The 13,162-nt window shown below is 75.0% G+C and carries 16 protein-coding genes; 7 read left to right on the top strand and 9 right to left on the bottom strand.

Going from position 1 to position 13,162, the window contains the following annotated elements:
• Window positions 1-25 precede the first annotated feature (25 nt).
• Together ACFYPD_RS30240 and ACFYPD_RS30235 are read right to left on the bottom strand one after the other, a co-directional pair.
• Window positions 26-1,531: an ATP-binding protein gene (locus ACFYPD_RS30240; protein ID WP_387120877.1), complete on the bottom strand. Its 1,506-nt coding sequence runs from the start codon at window positions 1,529-1,531 to the stop codon at window positions 26-28.
• Window positions 1,509-2,249, bottom strand: coding sequence for a response regulator transcription factor (locus ACFYPD_RS30235; RefSeq protein WP_387121112.1), 741 nt, complete (start codon window positions 2,247-2,249; stop codon window positions 1,509-1,511). The genes ACFYPD_RS30240 and ACFYPD_RS30235 overlap by 23 nt, the downstream gene beginning before the upstream one ends.
• A gap of 471 nt (window positions 2,250-2,720) precedes the next feature.
• On the opposite strand from ACFYPD_RS30235, the gene ACFYPD_RS30230 reads away from it, so the two are divergent.
• Together ACFYPD_RS30230 and ACFYPD_RS30225 are read left to right on the top strand one after the other, a co-directional pair.
• Window positions 2,721-3,614, top strand: coding sequence for an SDR family oxidoreductase (locus ACFYPD_RS30230; protein ID WP_387120874.1), 894 nt, complete (start codon window positions 2,721-2,723; stop codon window positions 3,612-3,614).
• Entirely contained in the window at window positions 3,611-4,405 is a 795-nt protein-coding gene (locus ACFYPD_RS30225; RefSeq protein WP_387120871.1) for an alpha/beta fold hydrolase, read from the top strand. Before ACFYPD_RS30230 ends, ACFYPD_RS30225 begins: the two co-directional genes overlap by 4 nt.
• A gap of 6 nt (window positions 4,406-4,411) precedes the next feature.
• Here the strand turns inward: ACFYPD_RS30225 and ACFYPD_RS30220 are convergent, their stop codons facing one another.
• Window positions 4,412-4,636 carry a hypothetical protein gene (locus ACFYPD_RS30220; RefSeq protein ID WP_387120868.1) on the bottom strand — a complete coding sequence of 75 codons (225 nt, stop codon included), beginning with the start codon at window positions 4,634-4,636 and terminating at the stop codon, window positions 4,412-4,414.
• Between the two features lie 152 nt (window positions 4,637-4,788).
• Between ACFYPD_RS30220 and ACFYPD_RS30215 the strand changes: the two genes are divergently transcribed.
• On the top strand, window positions 4,789-5,736 hold the full coding sequence (locus tag ACFYPD_RS30215) for a serine/threonine-protein kinase (protein WP_387120864.1): 948 nt from the start codon (window positions 4,789-4,791) through the stop codon (window positions 5,734-5,736).
• Window positions 5,737-5,811: 75 nt separating this feature from the next.
• Window positions 5,812-6,240 (top strand): OsmC family protein, encoded by a 429-nt coding sequence (locus ACFYPD_RS30210; protein WP_262285231.1) that lies wholly within the window; start codon window positions 5,812-5,814, stop codon window positions 6,238-6,240.
• Window positions 6,241-6,244: 4 nt separating this feature from the next.
• Here the strand turns inward: ACFYPD_RS30210 and ACFYPD_RS30205 are convergent, their stop codons facing one another.
• Entirely contained in the window at window positions 6,245-7,195 is a 951-nt protein-coding gene (locus ACFYPD_RS30205) for an endonuclease/exonuclease/phosphatase family protein (protein ID WP_387120862.1), read from the bottom strand.
• 331 nt (window positions 7,196-7,526) lie between these two features.
• On the opposite strand from ACFYPD_RS30205, the gene ACFYPD_RS30200 reads away from it, so the two are divergent.
• Window positions 7,527-8,366, top strand: a complete 840-nt coding sequence (locus tag ACFYPD_RS30200) for a hypothetical protein (RefSeq protein ID WP_387120859.1) — start codon at window positions 7,527-7,529, stop codon at window positions 8,364-8,366.
• A 7-nt stretch (window positions 8,367-8,373) separates the two neighbouring features.
• Here ACFYPD_RS30200 and ACFYPD_RS30195 read toward each other — a convergent pair whose 3' ends face one another.
• From ACFYPD_RS30195 to ACFYPD_RS30175, 5 genes are all read right to left on the bottom strand, one after another.
• Window positions 8,374-8,862: an ATPase gene (locus tag ACFYPD_RS30195; RefSeq protein WP_387120856.1), complete on the bottom strand. Its 489-nt coding sequence runs from the start codon at window positions 8,860-8,862 to the stop codon at window positions 8,374-8,376.
• A gap of 117 nt (window positions 8,863-8,979) precedes the next feature.
• Window positions 8,980-9,426, bottom strand: a complete 447-nt coding sequence (locus tag ACFYPD_RS30190) for a response regulator (RefSeq protein ID WP_387120853.1) — start codon at window positions 9,424-9,426, stop codon at window positions 8,980-8,982.
• Window positions 9,427-9,498: 72 nt separating this feature from the next.
• A complete protein-coding gene (locus tag ACFYPD_RS30185; protein WP_387120851.1) occupies window positions 9,499-9,846 on the bottom strand; it encodes an STAS domain-containing protein in 348 nt (115 codons plus the stop codon).
• A gap of 87 nt (window positions 9,847-9,933) precedes the next feature.
• A complete protein-coding gene (locus ACFYPD_RS30180) occupies window positions 9,934-10,983 on the bottom strand; it encodes a B12-binding domain-containing protein (protein WP_387120849.1) in 1,050 nt (349 codons plus the stop codon).
• Entirely contained in the window at window positions 10,980-12,290 is a 1,311-nt protein-coding gene (locus ACFYPD_RS30175; protein ID WP_387120846.1) for a PP2C family protein-serine/threonine phosphatase, read from the bottom strand. Before ACFYPD_RS30175 ends, ACFYPD_RS30180 begins: the two co-directional genes overlap by 4 nt.
• 22 nt (window positions 12,291-12,312) lie before the next feature.
• On the opposite strand from ACFYPD_RS30175, the gene ACFYPD_RS30170 reads away from it, so the two are divergent.
• Together ACFYPD_RS30170 and ACFYPD_RS30165 are read left to right on the top strand one after the other, a co-directional pair.
• A complete protein-coding gene (locus ACFYPD_RS30170; RefSeq protein ID WP_387120843.1) occupies window positions 12,313-12,891 on the top strand; it encodes an IS607 family transposase in 579 nt (192 codons plus the stop codon).
• Window positions 12,888-13,162 (top strand): helix-turn-helix domain-containing protein (locus ACFYPD_RS30165; RefSeq protein WP_387120840.1); only part of this gene is annotated, 275 nt, incomplete at its 3' end. The genes ACFYPD_RS30170 and ACFYPD_RS30165, both read left to right, overlap by 4 nt.

Raw genomic sequence — 13,162 nt, 5'->3', positions numbered from 1 at the left:
GCGCTGACCCGGCCCCGTGAGCGGCCTATGCGTCGGCTGTGGATTCCGGCAGCCGCACCGTGAAGACGGTCCGGCCGGGGCGGCTCGCCACGTCGACCTCGCCGTGGTGGGCCTCCACCACGGCGGCCACGATGGCCAGGCCGAGGCCGGTGCTGCCGTGCGCCCGGGAGCGGGAACTGTCGCCGCGGGCGAACCGCTCGAACACCTCCGGTTGCAGCTCGGCGGGGATGCCCGGGCCGTCGTCGGTGACGCTCAGCTCGACGCCGCCGGCCGCCGGCGCGAGCCGGGTGGTGACCGTGGTGCCGGGCGGGGTGTGCACCCGGGCGTTGGCGAGCAGGTTGGCCAGCACCTGGTGCAGCCGGTGGGCGTCGCCGGTGACACCGACCGGCTCGTCGGGCAGGTCCAGCTGCCAGCGGTGCTCGGGGCCGGCCACGTGCGCGTCGCTGACCGCGTTGACCACCATGGCGGTGAGGTCGACCGGCTCGGCCGCGAGCGGCCGGCCGGAGTCGATCCGGGCGAGCAGCAGCAGGTCGTCGACGAGGCTGGTCATCCGGGTGCTCTCCGACTCCACCCGGCGCAGGGCGTGCGCCACGTCCGGCGGCACCTCGTCCCGGCCGCGCCGGGCCACCTCGGCGTAACCGCGGATGGCGGCGAGGGGGGTGCGCAGCTCGTGGCTGGCGTCGGCGACGAACTGGCGTACCCGCATCTCGCTGGCCTGCCGGGCGGCGAGCGCGGCGGCGACGTGGCCGAGCATCCGGTTGAGCGCGCCGCCCACCTGCCCGACCTCGGTACGCGGGTCGGTGTCGCCCGCCGGCACCCGCACCGACAGGGCCACCTCGCCCCGGTCCAGCGGCAGCTCGGTGACCCGGGTGGCGGTGGCGGCGACCCGGTTCAGCGGGCGCAGCGCGGCCCGGACGATCAGCGCACCGAGGCCGCCCGCGATGATCAGCCCGGCGGTGACCAGCCCGGCCTGGGCGACCAGCACCCACATGACGGTGTCCTGGACCCCGGCGAGCGGGATGGCGACGGCCCCCATCTCGCCGTTCGACGACCGATGGGCCACCGCGCGATAGTCACCCCGGTCGCCGACCTCAATGGTGCGGGGCTGCCCGTCGAGCGGTAGCGCGGCGAGCGCGGCGATGTCGGCGGCCGGAACCGTCTCGGCCTCCCCGGACTCGGCCCGGGTCGTGGCGGTGGTGGCTCCGCAGGCGGTGCGCAGGGCGATCGAGCCGGTCGGGAAGCCGCGCGGCGGCTCCAGTGTCGACAGGTCGCACGGGTCCGTCCGACGCGGGTCGCCGGGCGGACGCGGCCACGGCGGCCCGTCGCCGGCGCGCCCGTCGGCGATGGTGAGCTGGTTGTCCACCTGGCCGACCAGGAAGTGCCGCAGGGCGATCGTGGTCAGGCCGCCGATGCCGATGCTGATCAGGGCCAGCAGCGCCACCACGGAGAGCACCAGACGCCGGCGCAGCGACCAGCCCGCCAGCCGCCGCCGCAGCCGCCCGCCCCGGTCACTCGGCGGGCTTGAGGACATAGCCCGCCCCGCGCAGGGTGTGAATCATGGGCTCCCGACCCGCGTCGATCTTCTTGCGCAGGTACGAGATGTACAGCTCGACCACGTTGGCCTGGCCGCCGAAGTCGTAGTTCCAGACCCGGTCGAGGATCTGTGCCTTGCTCAGCACCCGGCGCGGGTTGCGCATGAGGTAGCGCAGCAGCTCGAACTCGGTGGCGGTGAGGTTGATCAGGTCACCGCCGCGGCGTACCTCGTGGCTGTCCTCGTCGAGGCTGAGGTCGCCGACGGTGAGTACGGCCTCCTCGCGGGCGGCGACCGCGAACCCGGAGCGGCGCAGCAGGGCGCGCAGCCGGGCGATCACCTCTTCGAGGCTGAACGGCTTGGTGACGTAGTCGTCGCCGCCGACGGTGAGCCCGGCGATCCGCTCCTCGACCGCGTCCCGTGCGGTCAGGAAGAGCACCGGCACGGTGGGCGCCTGCTCGCGCAGCCGGCGCAGCACCTGGAAGCCGTCCAGGTCCGGGAGCATGACGTCGAGGACCACGGCGTCGGGGTTGAACTGCCGGGCCGCGCTGATCGCCGCCATCCCGTTGCCGGCGGTGGTCACCTGCCAGCCCTCGTAGCGCAGCGCCATCGAGAGCAGGTCGGTGAGCGTCGGCTCGTCGTCCACCACCAGCACCCGCACCGGTTCGCCGTCCGGTCGGCGCAGCTCGATCCGGCCCTGCGCGGCCTGCCCGTTCATGACCATGCTCCCCATCGTGGGCGCACCCGCTGTGCCGGGCCTGTCCCGATCCTGTGTACCAGCTGTGCGGGTCGGGCGCGGGGATCCGCGCGGGCCGGGCGGTCGCGGCGGACGCACAGCCGGACCACAGGCGCGGCCCACGTCCCCTCCAGCCGCGGCGGGCAGGCTCACCGCATGAGCGGGTCGCGCATCGTCCGGCCACGTTGACCGGCGGCGCGTTGGTCACCGCCGACGTGCTGCGGCCGGACGACGGGGGTACGCGACCCGCGCACGGGCACCGCGCCGGACTCGCCGTGGGCCGCGGTGACGGTGGCCGCGCCCGACGCCGCGCGCGCCGCGATGCTGGCGGTGGCCGCGCTGGCACGCGGCGCCGACGGCCCGCAATGGCTGGCTGGCCAGGGCGTCCAGGCCTGGCCGCGGACGCGCCGGACGGCCCTTCCCCAGCCCGCTACCCGGTGGTAACTTGCCGGCATGTCCATCGATGGTGGTCCGGCCGGCCGGCTCGCCGGCAAGGTGGTGCTGGTGACCGGGGCGGCCCGGGGCATCGGCGAGCACACCGCCCGGCTGGCCGCCGCGCGGGGCGCGCGGCTGGCCCTGGTCGGGCTGGAACCCGACCGCCTCGCCGCGCTCGCCACCGAGCTGGGTCCCGGCCACGTCTGGTTCCCCGCCGACGTCACCGATCAGGCCGAGCTGGCCGCCGCGGTCGACGGCACGGTCGCGGCGCTGGGCGGCATCGACGCGGTGGTGGCGAACGCCGGCGTCGCCAACCGCGGCACCATCGCCGTCGGCGACGTCGAGGCGCTGGTCCGCACGGTCGAGGTGAACCTGATCGGGGTGATGCGCACCGCGGCGGCGACCGTGCCGGCGCTCCTCGCCCGCCGGGGCTACCTGCTGATCGTCTCCTCCGCCGCCGCGTTCGCGGCGCTGCCCGGGATGGCCGCCTACTGCGCCTCCAAGGCCGGCGTCGAGCATTTCGGCACGGCCATCCGGCTGGAGCTGGCGCACCGTGGGGTGGCCGTGGGCACGGCACATCCGTCCTGGGTGGACACCGACCTGGTCCGCGAGGCGCGGGCCGACCTGCCGGCGTTCGAGACGGCGCTGGCGAAGCTGCCCTGGCCGATGCGGCGGACCACCACCGTGCAGGAGTGCGCGGCGGCGTTCGTCCGGGCGATCGAGCGCCGCCGGCGCCGGGTCTACGTGCCGCGCGCCGTCGGCGGCGTGCAGGCGGTCCGGTCGCTGCTGGTCAGCCCGCTCGCCGACCGGCTGGTCGGGCGGACCGCGAAGGAGACCGTCCCGCTCATCGAGGAGCAGACTCGGGCACTGGGGCGGGGCTTCGGGGCGAGCACGCCGGAGGTGCGGCGATGAGCCCGGCGGAGGTCGTCTTCGAGCGGCGCGGGGCCGGCGTGCCGCTGGTGCTGCTGCACGGCATCGGGCACCACTGGGCCGCCTGGTCGCCGGTGCTGGACCGGCTCGCCGAGGCGCACGACGTGATCGCCGTCGACCTGCCCGGGTTCGGCCGCTCGCCGGTGCCCGCCGCCGGCCTACCGGCCGACATGCCCGGCCTGGTGACCGGGATCGTCGAGCTGTTCGCCGCGCTCGGGCTGGACCGCCCGCACGTGGCGGGCAACAGCCTCGGCGGGGCCATCGCCCTGGAACTCGCCGCCGCCGGGGCGGTCTCCTCCGCCACCGCCCTCTCCCCCGCCGGCTTCTGCACCCCGCGCGAGCTGCGCTGGGCGCTCACCGTGCTCACCCTGCACCGCAACGCCGCGCGGCTGCCCGAGCCGGTGCTGCGGTCGCTGTTCGCCAACCCGGCGCTGCGCACCCTCGCGCTGGGCATGATCCTGGCCCGTCCGAACCGGATGGCGCTGGCCGACGCGCTGGCCGACGCGCGGGCGCTGCGCGAGGCGCGGGCCTTCCGCGCGGTGGCCCGGGCCGGCCGGGGCTACGCGTTCGCCGGCGCGCCGACCGTGCCGGTGACGGTTGCCTGGGGCACCCGGGACCGGATCCTGCCCTACCGGCAGGCCGCGCTGGCGCGGACCCGGCTGCCGGCGGCCCGACACCTGGAGCTGACCGGCTGCGGGCACGTGCCGATGCACGACGACCCGGAGCTGGTCGCCTCGGTCATCCTCCACACCACCGGCGCGAAGCCGGCCTGACCGGGCTCACTCGGTGGCGCCGAACGGGTCGGTGCGCACGTACCGCATCGTCCAGCCGCCCGCGTCGTGGTGGTGGTCGCGCTCGTAGAGGTGGTCGGCCTCGCCGCCGGGCGGCCGGTCGGGGTGGCGCAGGATCCACCGCGGCGGTGGCGCCCCGTCCGGGTCGGCGGGCAGGTCCCGGACCAGGTCGTCGGCGGGTCCCCCGACGAACCGCACGCGCACCAGAGCCACCGGTCACCCTCCGTATCGCCGTCGACACAGTCCCCTGTTCGCGAAGCTACCCCGCGCCGGGCCCGCCCGGTGGCGGGAATGCCCGGCGGTTTGCCCTGCTCCGGGCCCGGGTAGCGAAACCGGAGGGGATCGGACGAGGCGAGGAGTGGTCGATGAGGACGCTGGGCGGGCGGTACGAGCTCGAACGGCGGGTCGGCATCGGCGGAATGTCCGAAGTGTGGCGGGCGCACGACCTCGTGCTCGACCGGACCGTCGCGGTCAAGCTGATCTCGCCGGGGCTGGACGGGGAGGCCACCTCGGTCGATCGGATCCGGCGCGAGGCCCGCTCGGCGGCCCGGCTGGTGCACCCGAACGTGGCCAGCGTGCACGACTTCGGCACCGCCGCCCTGCCGGACGGGCGCGCGGTGCCGTACATCGTGATGGAGCTGGCCGAGGGCGAGACGCTCGCCGCCCACCTGCGCCGCGGCCGGCTGGACTGGCGGATCGCGGTGCGGGTCTGCGCCGAGGTGAGCGCCGCCCTGGCCGCCGCGCACACGCACGGCATCGTGCACCGGGACGTGAAGCCGGCGAACGTGATCCTCACCCCGGCGGGCGTGAAGGTGCTCGACTTCGGGATCGCCAGCCCGGCCGGCGCACCCGACCACACCCCGGACGGGATCGTGGTGGGGACGCCGGCGTACCTGGCGCCGGAGCAGCTCGACCGGCAGCCGGCCACCCCGGCCGCCGACATGTACGCCCTGGGCGTGCTCCTCTACTACTGCCTGACCGGCCGGCTCCCGTACGCGGCCGACAGCACCACCCAACTGCTCGGCTCGGGTCGGCGCCGGCCACCGGAGCCGCTGCCCGACATCGACGGGTTGCCGACCGAGGCGGCCGACCTGTGCCGGGGCTGCCTCGCCGAGGACCCGACCGCCCGCCCGTCCAGCCTGATGGCCGCGCTGCTGCTCGCCGAGGTGGTGGACGCCCGGGTCTACGTGCCGATGGTCGCGTCGGCGCCCCGTCAGCGGAGCGCCACGGTGTCGGCGTGGACCGACCGGGCGGCCGCCGAGGCGACCGAGGCGATCGCCGTCGAGGCGCACCCGACCGGTCAGGCCCGCTGACGCGCTGCCTGCTCAGGCACGGTTTCGCCGGGCGGGGGCCGGGTAGCCGGGCGGGTGAGTGACGGGAGGAACGCGATGCCGGATCCGAGTTCCTGGCTGGCCGAGACGGCCACGGCGACCGCCGCGGGCGGTCACGTACGCACCGACGACGGCGGTCTCTCCTCCGCCCTGGCGTCCCCGCTGGCGCCGCACTGCACCGGCCTGACGCCCGAGCAGCTCCTGGCCGCCGCGTTCGCCTCCTGCCTGCACCACGCGGCGGTGGAGGCGGCCGGCGAGATCACCGACGAAGCGCACACCGTCGAGGTGACCGCGGCGGCGAAGCTGGGCCGCGACGACGACGGCCGCTACCGGGCCGACGTGCACGCCGAGATCTCCTCGGCCGGTCTCACCCGGGAGCAGTTGGCCGACCTGGTGGCGCACGCCGACCGGCTCTGGCCGTTCTCCAGCGGCGACAACAGCCGGCACCGGCTGACCGTCACCCCGGCGGAGAACGGGCGGCACTGACCGCTCACCAGCGGAAACCGGCGGTCACCGCGCGGTGGTCGCTGTCCGGGGTGTGCAGCACCCCGGCCGCGGTGGGGGTGAGCCCCCGGTAGAGGACGTGGTCCGGGCGGGTCACCGGGAGTTCCGCCGGCCAGGTGAAGCCGAAGCCCTGCCCGGCGTCGGCCTGTGCGTCGCCCAGCAGGCGGGTGAGCGGCCCGAAGACCCGGTCGGTGGTGGCGGTGTTGAGATCGCCGAGCACCACCAGCCGCGGCGCGTCGTCGGCCCGGACGGTCGCGGCGAGCGCGGCGAGGGTCTCGTCCCGGGTGGCGGTGTGGCCGGCCCGGGCCGAGCCGAGGTGGACCACGTACACCGCCAGGTCGCCCTGCGGGGTGGTGACCACGGCCCGCAGCGCGCGCTCCCAACCGAGGCCGGTGTCGACGCCGTGCGCCTCGCGGATCGGCCAGCGGCTCCACAGCGCGACGGTGGAGACCGCGGCCCGGTGCGGGTAGTCCCCGCCCAGGGCGGCGGCGACCCCCTCGCCGTCGTCGACCTCCTGGAGCCCGATGAGGTCCGGAGCGGCGTCGGTGAGGGCGCCGAGCGTGGCGGCCGGATCGGGATTGCCGGCGCGCAGGTTCTGGCTGGCCACCCGCAGCGAGGTGGTGCCCGCGCCGGAGGCGGGCGGCAACCAGGCGCCGCCGTAGAGCGCCGCCCAGACCAGCGCCGGAAGCAGGACCGCGAGCAGGGCCCGGCGGGACCGGCGCAGCAGCGCCGCGAGCGCGAGCAGGGGTACGCCGAGCCCGAGCAACGGGGTGGCACTGTCCACCAGGCTGCCCAGGCCGTGCACGTTGGGCACCGCCCGGTGGCCGACGAGGAGCAGGGCGAGCAGGACGGCGCACAGGCCGACGATCAGCCCCCGCCGGCCCTGGCGGCCGGCGGGTTCGCCGGCGATCCGCTCATCGACCATCTGCTCCGTCACCGTCCGCATCGTATCGAGCGGGGGGACCTCCGGTGGCGGCGATCCGGACATGCCCGATCGCCGGCCGCGTGGGCCCTCCGACCGAGGCGTGTACCCCCAGGTGACGGGCGCAGCCCTCGCCCGAACGGAGGAGGGCGGCCGGAACCACCGAGAAGAGGATCATGCGCGGAGTCTGTCCCGGAGTTCCGGACATGAACGGAAAATACGAAAGGCGAGGATGATCGAATTCGTGGTGTACCGAGCGTAATGTGCGGGCGGACCATGGCAAATTGTGACGCATGCCACCAACCACCCCGATGGCAAGGGCCCGGAACCTTTCTAGCCTCGGCGGGTGCATCCCGACCACCCCGATACGCAGCAGCCGACCGAGACGCGACCCCTTCGCCGTACGATCGACCCGGCATCAGCCGAACGGAGAATCGGGCGGCACCGGGCCCCGGAGCCCGCCCGCAGCGGACCGGTCCGCTCCACCCCCGCCCGGGTCGCCGTCGCCACCGGCGTGACCTGCTGCCTCGGTCTGATCGGCGTCGTCGGCGCGCGGGAGACCGGGCAGCGGCACGAGCCCGTCCGCGAGGCGCTCGCCGACCGGGCGGCCGCGGCCGCCGAGCAGCGGGCCTCCCGGGACTTCGAGCGCGGCGCAGCGCCGGTCGCCGTGCCGGTCACCCCGATCCCGGCCGCCACCCCGAGCCCGACGCCCACCAGGAAGGCGCCGAAGAAGCCCGTCCGGCCCAAGCACCCCCGGCCCGTCGCCGGGCTGGACCAGCGGCAGATGGACAATGCCAAGGCGATCGTCGACGCCGGCCGGGCCATGAAGATGCCCCGCCGGGCGCTCGTGGTGGCCGTCGCCACCGCCATGCAGGAGAGCAACCTCTACAACCTGGCCAGCGACGTGCTCCCCGAGTCGTTCGACTACCCGCACCAGGGCAGCGGCTCCGACCACGACTCGATCGGCCTGTTCCAGCAGCGGCCCAGCAGCGGGTGGGGCACGGTCGAGGAGATCATGCGCCCGGCGTACGCGGCCCGCGCCTTCTTCACCGCACTGAAGGAGGTGCCCGGCTGGACGGAACTGAGCCTCACCGCCGCGGCCCAGGCGGTGCAGGTCTCCGCCTTCCCCGACGCGTACGCGAAGCACGAGCAGCGGGCCACCACGGTGGTGGCCGCGCTGGTCTAGCGGGCGCTCAGGCGGCGCTGCGCTCGGCGGCGTCGCCGGTCGGCACGCCCGCGGCGGCGGTCGGCGTGTCCGGGGACACCGTGTCACCGCGTACCCCGGAGAGGATCTCGTCGACGCGGGCCTCCCGCCGGCGGCGGGCCAGCAGCGCCGCCTCGAAGTCCCGGCGCGCCCGGACCGCCTCGGCGTAGGCCTGCTCGCGTACCTGACGGGCCTCCTCCCGGGCGGCCTCCAGCTCGCCTCGGGCCTCGGCCAGCAGCATGGCGGCCTCCCGCTCGGCGGCCGTCCCGGCGGCCTCGTCGCCGTCCACCGCGGCGGTCCGGCGGCGCAGGAAGTCGCAGAGGTGGGTGGCGTCCTCGCGGACCTGGTCCCACTCGCGGCCGGCGCCGGCTGCGCTCTCCGCGCGGGCCGCAAGCCGGACCAACCGGATTCCCAGCTCGTCCAGGCAGGAGTCCACCTGCCGCTGGTCGTAACCGGTCTCAACCACGGAGAACCTCATGTGTGTCGCCCCCCAGGCAGCTGGTGTCACTTCCCCACCTGACGATCCTGGGCGGCGGGCGGCCCCGGCGGCCGTTCCCGCAAATTGTTCAGCATCCGGACGCCCGGACGAAGGTGGTCAGGAGTGCTTGGGGAGCACGACCACGCGGCCGAAGAACTCGTCAATGCGGCGCACCACATCGTTGAAGTCATCCAGGTCGATCGGCTTCGTCACGTACGCATTGGCCTGGAGGGTGTAGCTGCCAAGGATGTCGGTGTCGGCGTTGGAGGTGGTGAGCACGACGATCGGGATGGTGCGCAGGTCCTCGTCCCGCTTGACCTCACCGAGCACCTGACGCCCGTCCATCCGGGGCATGTTCAGGTCGAGCAGGATGACGTCGGGGCGCCGGGCCTCGGTGTGCCGACCCTCGCGGCGGAGGAACTCCATCGCCTCCTGGCCGTCGTTGACCACGTCGATGACCTTCTCGACGTCCGAGTCCTCGAGTGCCTCCTCGATCATCAGGACGTCACCCGGGTCATCGTCCACCACCAGGATACGAACGGGGCTCGGGGTGCCATGACCCATGGGACTACCTGCTTCGTCTCGGAGGCGGAACGCCGACGGCGAGGTCGACTGCTGGCGGGGAAATCTATCCGATCAGGAGGCGGCCGGCGTGGCCGGGTCGACCGCATCCGACTGGTAGTTCAGCACCTCGGCCAGCCCGGTCACCTGGAGCACCCGGGCCACCCGCCCGGTCGCCCCGGTGATCCGCAACCAGCCGCCGGCGGCGGCGGCGAGGTTGTCGCCGCGGACGAACGCGGCGATGCCGGTGGAGTCGCAGAAGGTCAGCTCGGCGAGGTCCAGCAGCAGCTCACGGTGCCCCTCGGCGGCCAGCCGGTCGATGGCGGCGTTGAGTTCCGGCGCGGTGCTCAGGTCGAGCTCACCCGCGAGCCGGAGGCAGGCCGCACCGCCCTCCCGCTGGCCGTACGTGACGGTGAACGTCACCGTGGCCCCCCTCGCTCCCACCGCAGGCTGACCCTTGCAGTTCAGCAAGTATACGCAGGTCTCGCCGGTGCGCCCGCACCGTGACGGTCAGCGCCCCGGCGCGGCGGACAGCCCGCTGACCAGCGCGCGGGCCCGGTCGAGGAACCGACCGGCCCGGGGGAAGTCGCGCAGCCGCTGTCCATAGTGGTCAAGGGTCAGCCCGACCGCGCCCGCCGGGACCCGGCGGCTGACCAGGATCGCCACCAACCACTCGACGAACTCGGTGAAGAGGGTCTCGTCGTCGACGTAGAGGGCGGCGGCGAGGAAATCGACGATGTAGCCGAGGTCGCTGACGGTCGAGTCGAGCTGCGCCGGCGTGTAGTCGCGCACCCCGGGCACCCGCTCCCGCAGGTCGGCCAGGGCGCTGTCGATCAGCTCACCGCGCCGCTTGGCCAGGCTCGCGTACTCGTCGTCGGCGAGGTGGTCGAGCCGCGCCGGCGGCACCGCGCGCAGCGCCCGCTCGTCGGCGACCAGGTCCGCCGCGGTCGGCGCGTCCGGCGCCCAGGGCACGCCGAGCACCCGGGCCCAGCGGCCGTCGCCACCGAACCCGCGCCCGCCCACCACCACCGGCACGTCCGAGCGGCGGCAGGCCTCGATCATGCGGTGCGCGTGCGGCAGCCGCATCGGCAGCGCGCAGGCCAGGGCGACCGCGTGCGCGTCGTAGCGGTGCAGGTAGGACACCAGGTGCGCGGCGGGCACGCTGGCCCCGAGGAAGGTGATCTGCCAGCCGCGCAGCCGCAGCACCTCGGCCACCAGCCGGGCCGGCAGGGCGTGCCACTCACCGTCCATGCAGGCGACCACGATCCGGCCCCGGGTCGGGCGCGGATCGGCGTACGCGGCGACCGCGGCCACCACCCGCTCGCTGATGTGGGTGGCGGCGTGCTCCTGGGCCACGCTCCACTCGTCGCGCGCCCACCGCTCCCCCACCTCGGCCTGCGCTGGGGCGACCAGGTCCAGCAGCACCCGCTCGGCCGGCACGCCGGACTCCAGCAGCCCGAGGGCCACCTCGACGGCGGCATGCTCGTCGGCCTCCGCCAGGCACTCCAGGTAGCCGGGGAAGGCATGGGCCGGGTCGGCCTCCGTGGTCGTCGCGGTCACGCGTCGGTCTCCCTCACTCGGTCGGCGCCGATCGGGCCGGGCACCGCGTGCAGGTGCCGGCCGGGACGGACCGGGCCGGTCGCCCGCAACGCGAGCACCGCGATGTCGTCGTGGTCGCCGTGGCCGAGCCAGTCGCAGGTCACCTGCTCGACCCGCTCGGCCAGCGCCGGGGCGGGCATCCGGTGGCACCCGGTCACCACGTGCAACAGCCGCTCGGCGCCGAACTGCTCGTCGCCCCGCCGGCCGCCGCGCGCCTCGGTCACCCCGTCGCTGTAGAGCAGGCAGGTCTCGCCCGGCGCCAGGTGCACGGTCACCTCGCCGATCCGGGAATCCGGCACCACACCGATCAGCATCCCGCTCAGCGGCACCACCTCGACCTCGCCGGAGGCCCGCAGCACCAGTGGCGGGAGGTGGCCGCCGCCGGCCATGGTCAGGGTGAGGCCGCCCTCGCGGTGCGGGCGCACCACGCCCAGCACCATGGTGGCGAACCGGCCCTGCCCGTGCGCCTGGGTGGTCTCCAGCAACGCGTCGTTGAGCAGCTTCAGCAGCCGTCCCGGCTGCGACTCGACCCGGTGCAGCGCGTGCAGGCACTGGCGGAGCTGGCCGGTGAACACGGCCGCCTCGACGCCCTTGCCGGAGACGTCGCCGAGGAAGAAGACCGAGCCGCCGTCGACGAGCCGGTGGGAGCCGTAGAAGTCGCCGCCGATGCGCAGCCCGGCCTGCGCCGGCCGGTAGGCGGTGCCCCACTGCACGCCGGGGGCCGCCGCCGGCTCGACGGGCAGGAGGCTCGCCTGGAGGGTGTCGGCGACCTCGGCCTGGTCGCGGTAGAGCAGCGCGGTGGTGAGCGCGGCGCCGGCCCGGGCCGCGAAGGCACGGACCAGGTCGAGGTCGGCGTCGTCGCACCAGCGGCTGTCCCGGCGGGCGACCAGCAGCACCCCGACCGGGCTCTCCCTGCCGGGCAACGGCATGACACGCGCGGTGGCGCCGGCCGCGTCGAAACCGGGCAGCCAGCCCGCCGAGACGGCCTGCTCGACCAGCCAGTCCAGGGCGTGCGGCTCGGCGCCGACGAGCCCCTCCTCGATGGCCGACGGCAGCGCCGCGGCGGCGAGCATCACGCCGCTGTCCACGGCGGGCGCCTCGTCGTCCGCACGCACGGCCCGCCACCAGCGGGCCCGGCCGAAGCGCGGGGCCAGCACCAGCACGGCGACGTCGGCGACGGTCGGCACGGCTAGCCGGACCACGGCGGCGGCACGGTCGGGATGCAGGGGGTTAACAACTGTTGGCGTGTCGGTGGTCGTGAGCGACATCTAGCGATCTATAGTTGCTGCCGTGAATTTGAAGGAGTGGGCGGCGGCAACTGGTATCTCGTACGTGACCGCGCGGCGGCAGTACGCGGCCGGGATGCTGCCCGTTCCGACGTATCGGCTCGGCCGGCTGATCATGGTCGGTGAACCGGTGACGGGTGCGGCCCCGGACGGCGGGCAGGTTGTGGTGTACGCCCGGGTTTCGTCGGGCGACCAGAAGGCGGACCTGGACCGGCAGGTCGCCCGGGTCACGATGTGGGCGACGGGGCGGCACCTCGCCGTTGATCGGGTGGTGACCGAGGTCGGCTCGGCGCTCGACGGGCATCGCAAGGAGTTCCTCGCGCTGCTGCGCGACCCGGCGGTGGCCACGATCGTGGTCGAGCACCGCGACCGGTTCGCTCGGTTCGGAGCCGAGTACGTCGAAGCCGCTCTTGCCGCGCAGGGCCGCCGCCTGCTCGTGGTCGACCCCGCGGAGGTAGACGACGACCTCGTGCGCGACGTGACCGAGATCCTGACCTCGCTGTGCGCGCGCCTGTACGGCCGCCGCGCCGCCGCGAACCGCGCCCGCCGCGCCATCGAAGCTGCCACCGAGGACCCGGCGTGAAGACGATCCAGGCGTACCGGTTCGCCCTCGACCTCACCCCCGGGCAGAAACGCGACGTACTCGCGCACGCCGGCGCCGCCCGGGTCGCGCACAACTGGGCGCTGGCCTGGGTCAAAGCCGTCATGGACCAGAGGGCCGCTGAACGCACTTACGGTATTCCGGATGGCGAGCTCACCCCGGCTATCTCGTGGTCGCTACCCGCGCTGCGCAAGGCGTGGAACGCCGCCAAGCAAGACGTTGCGCCGTGGTGGGCCGAGTGCTCGAAGGAGGC

The organism is Micromonospora sp. NPDC005299 (genome assembly GCF_042872345.1).
In the GTDB taxonomy this organism is placed as follows: domain Bacteria; phylum Actinomycetota; class Actinomycetes; order Mycobacteriales; family Micromonosporaceae; genus Micromonospora.
Note: the sequence above shows the minus strand (reverse complement) of the source record. Positions and strands in the feature narration are given on the sequence as shown.

Coding starts and splice junctions, on each gene's coding strand:
- ACFYPD_RS30210 (WP_262285231.1), top strand. CDS start 5,812: ATGCCGGATCCGAGTTCCTGGCTGGCCGAGACGGCCACGGCGACCGCC.
- ACFYPD_RS30230 (WP_387120874.1), top strand. CDS start 2,721: ATGTCCATCGATGGTGGTCCGGCCGGCCGGCTCGCCGGCAAGGTGGTG.
- ACFYPD_RS30190 (WP_387120853.1), bottom strand. CDS start 9,426: ATGGGTCATGGCACCCCGAGCCCCGTTCGTATCCTGGTGGTGGACGAT.
- ACFYPD_RS30195 (WP_387120856.1), bottom strand. CDS start 8,862: ATGAGGTTCTCCGTGGTTGAGACCGGTTACGACCAGCGGCAGGTGGAC.
- ACFYPD_RS30240 (WP_387120877.1), bottom strand. CDS start 1,531: ATGTCCTCAAGCCCGCCGAGTGACCGGGGCGGGCGGCTGCGGCGGCGG.
- ACFYPD_RS30175 (WP_387120846.1), bottom strand. CDS start 12,290: ATGTCGCTCACGACCACCGACACGCCAACAGTTGTTAACCCCCTGCAT.
- ACFYPD_RS30215 (WP_387120864.1), top strand. CDS start 4,789: ATGAGGACGCTGGGCGGGCGGTACGAGCTCGAACGGCGGGTCGGCATC.
- ACFYPD_RS30225 (WP_387120871.1), top strand. CDS start 3,611: ATGAGCCCGGCGGAGGTCGTCTTCGAGCGGCGCGGGGCCGGCGTGCCG.
- ACFYPD_RS30235 (WP_387121112.1), bottom strand. CDS start 2,249: ATGAACGGGCAGGCCGCGCAGGGCCGGATCGAGCTGCGCCGACCGGAC.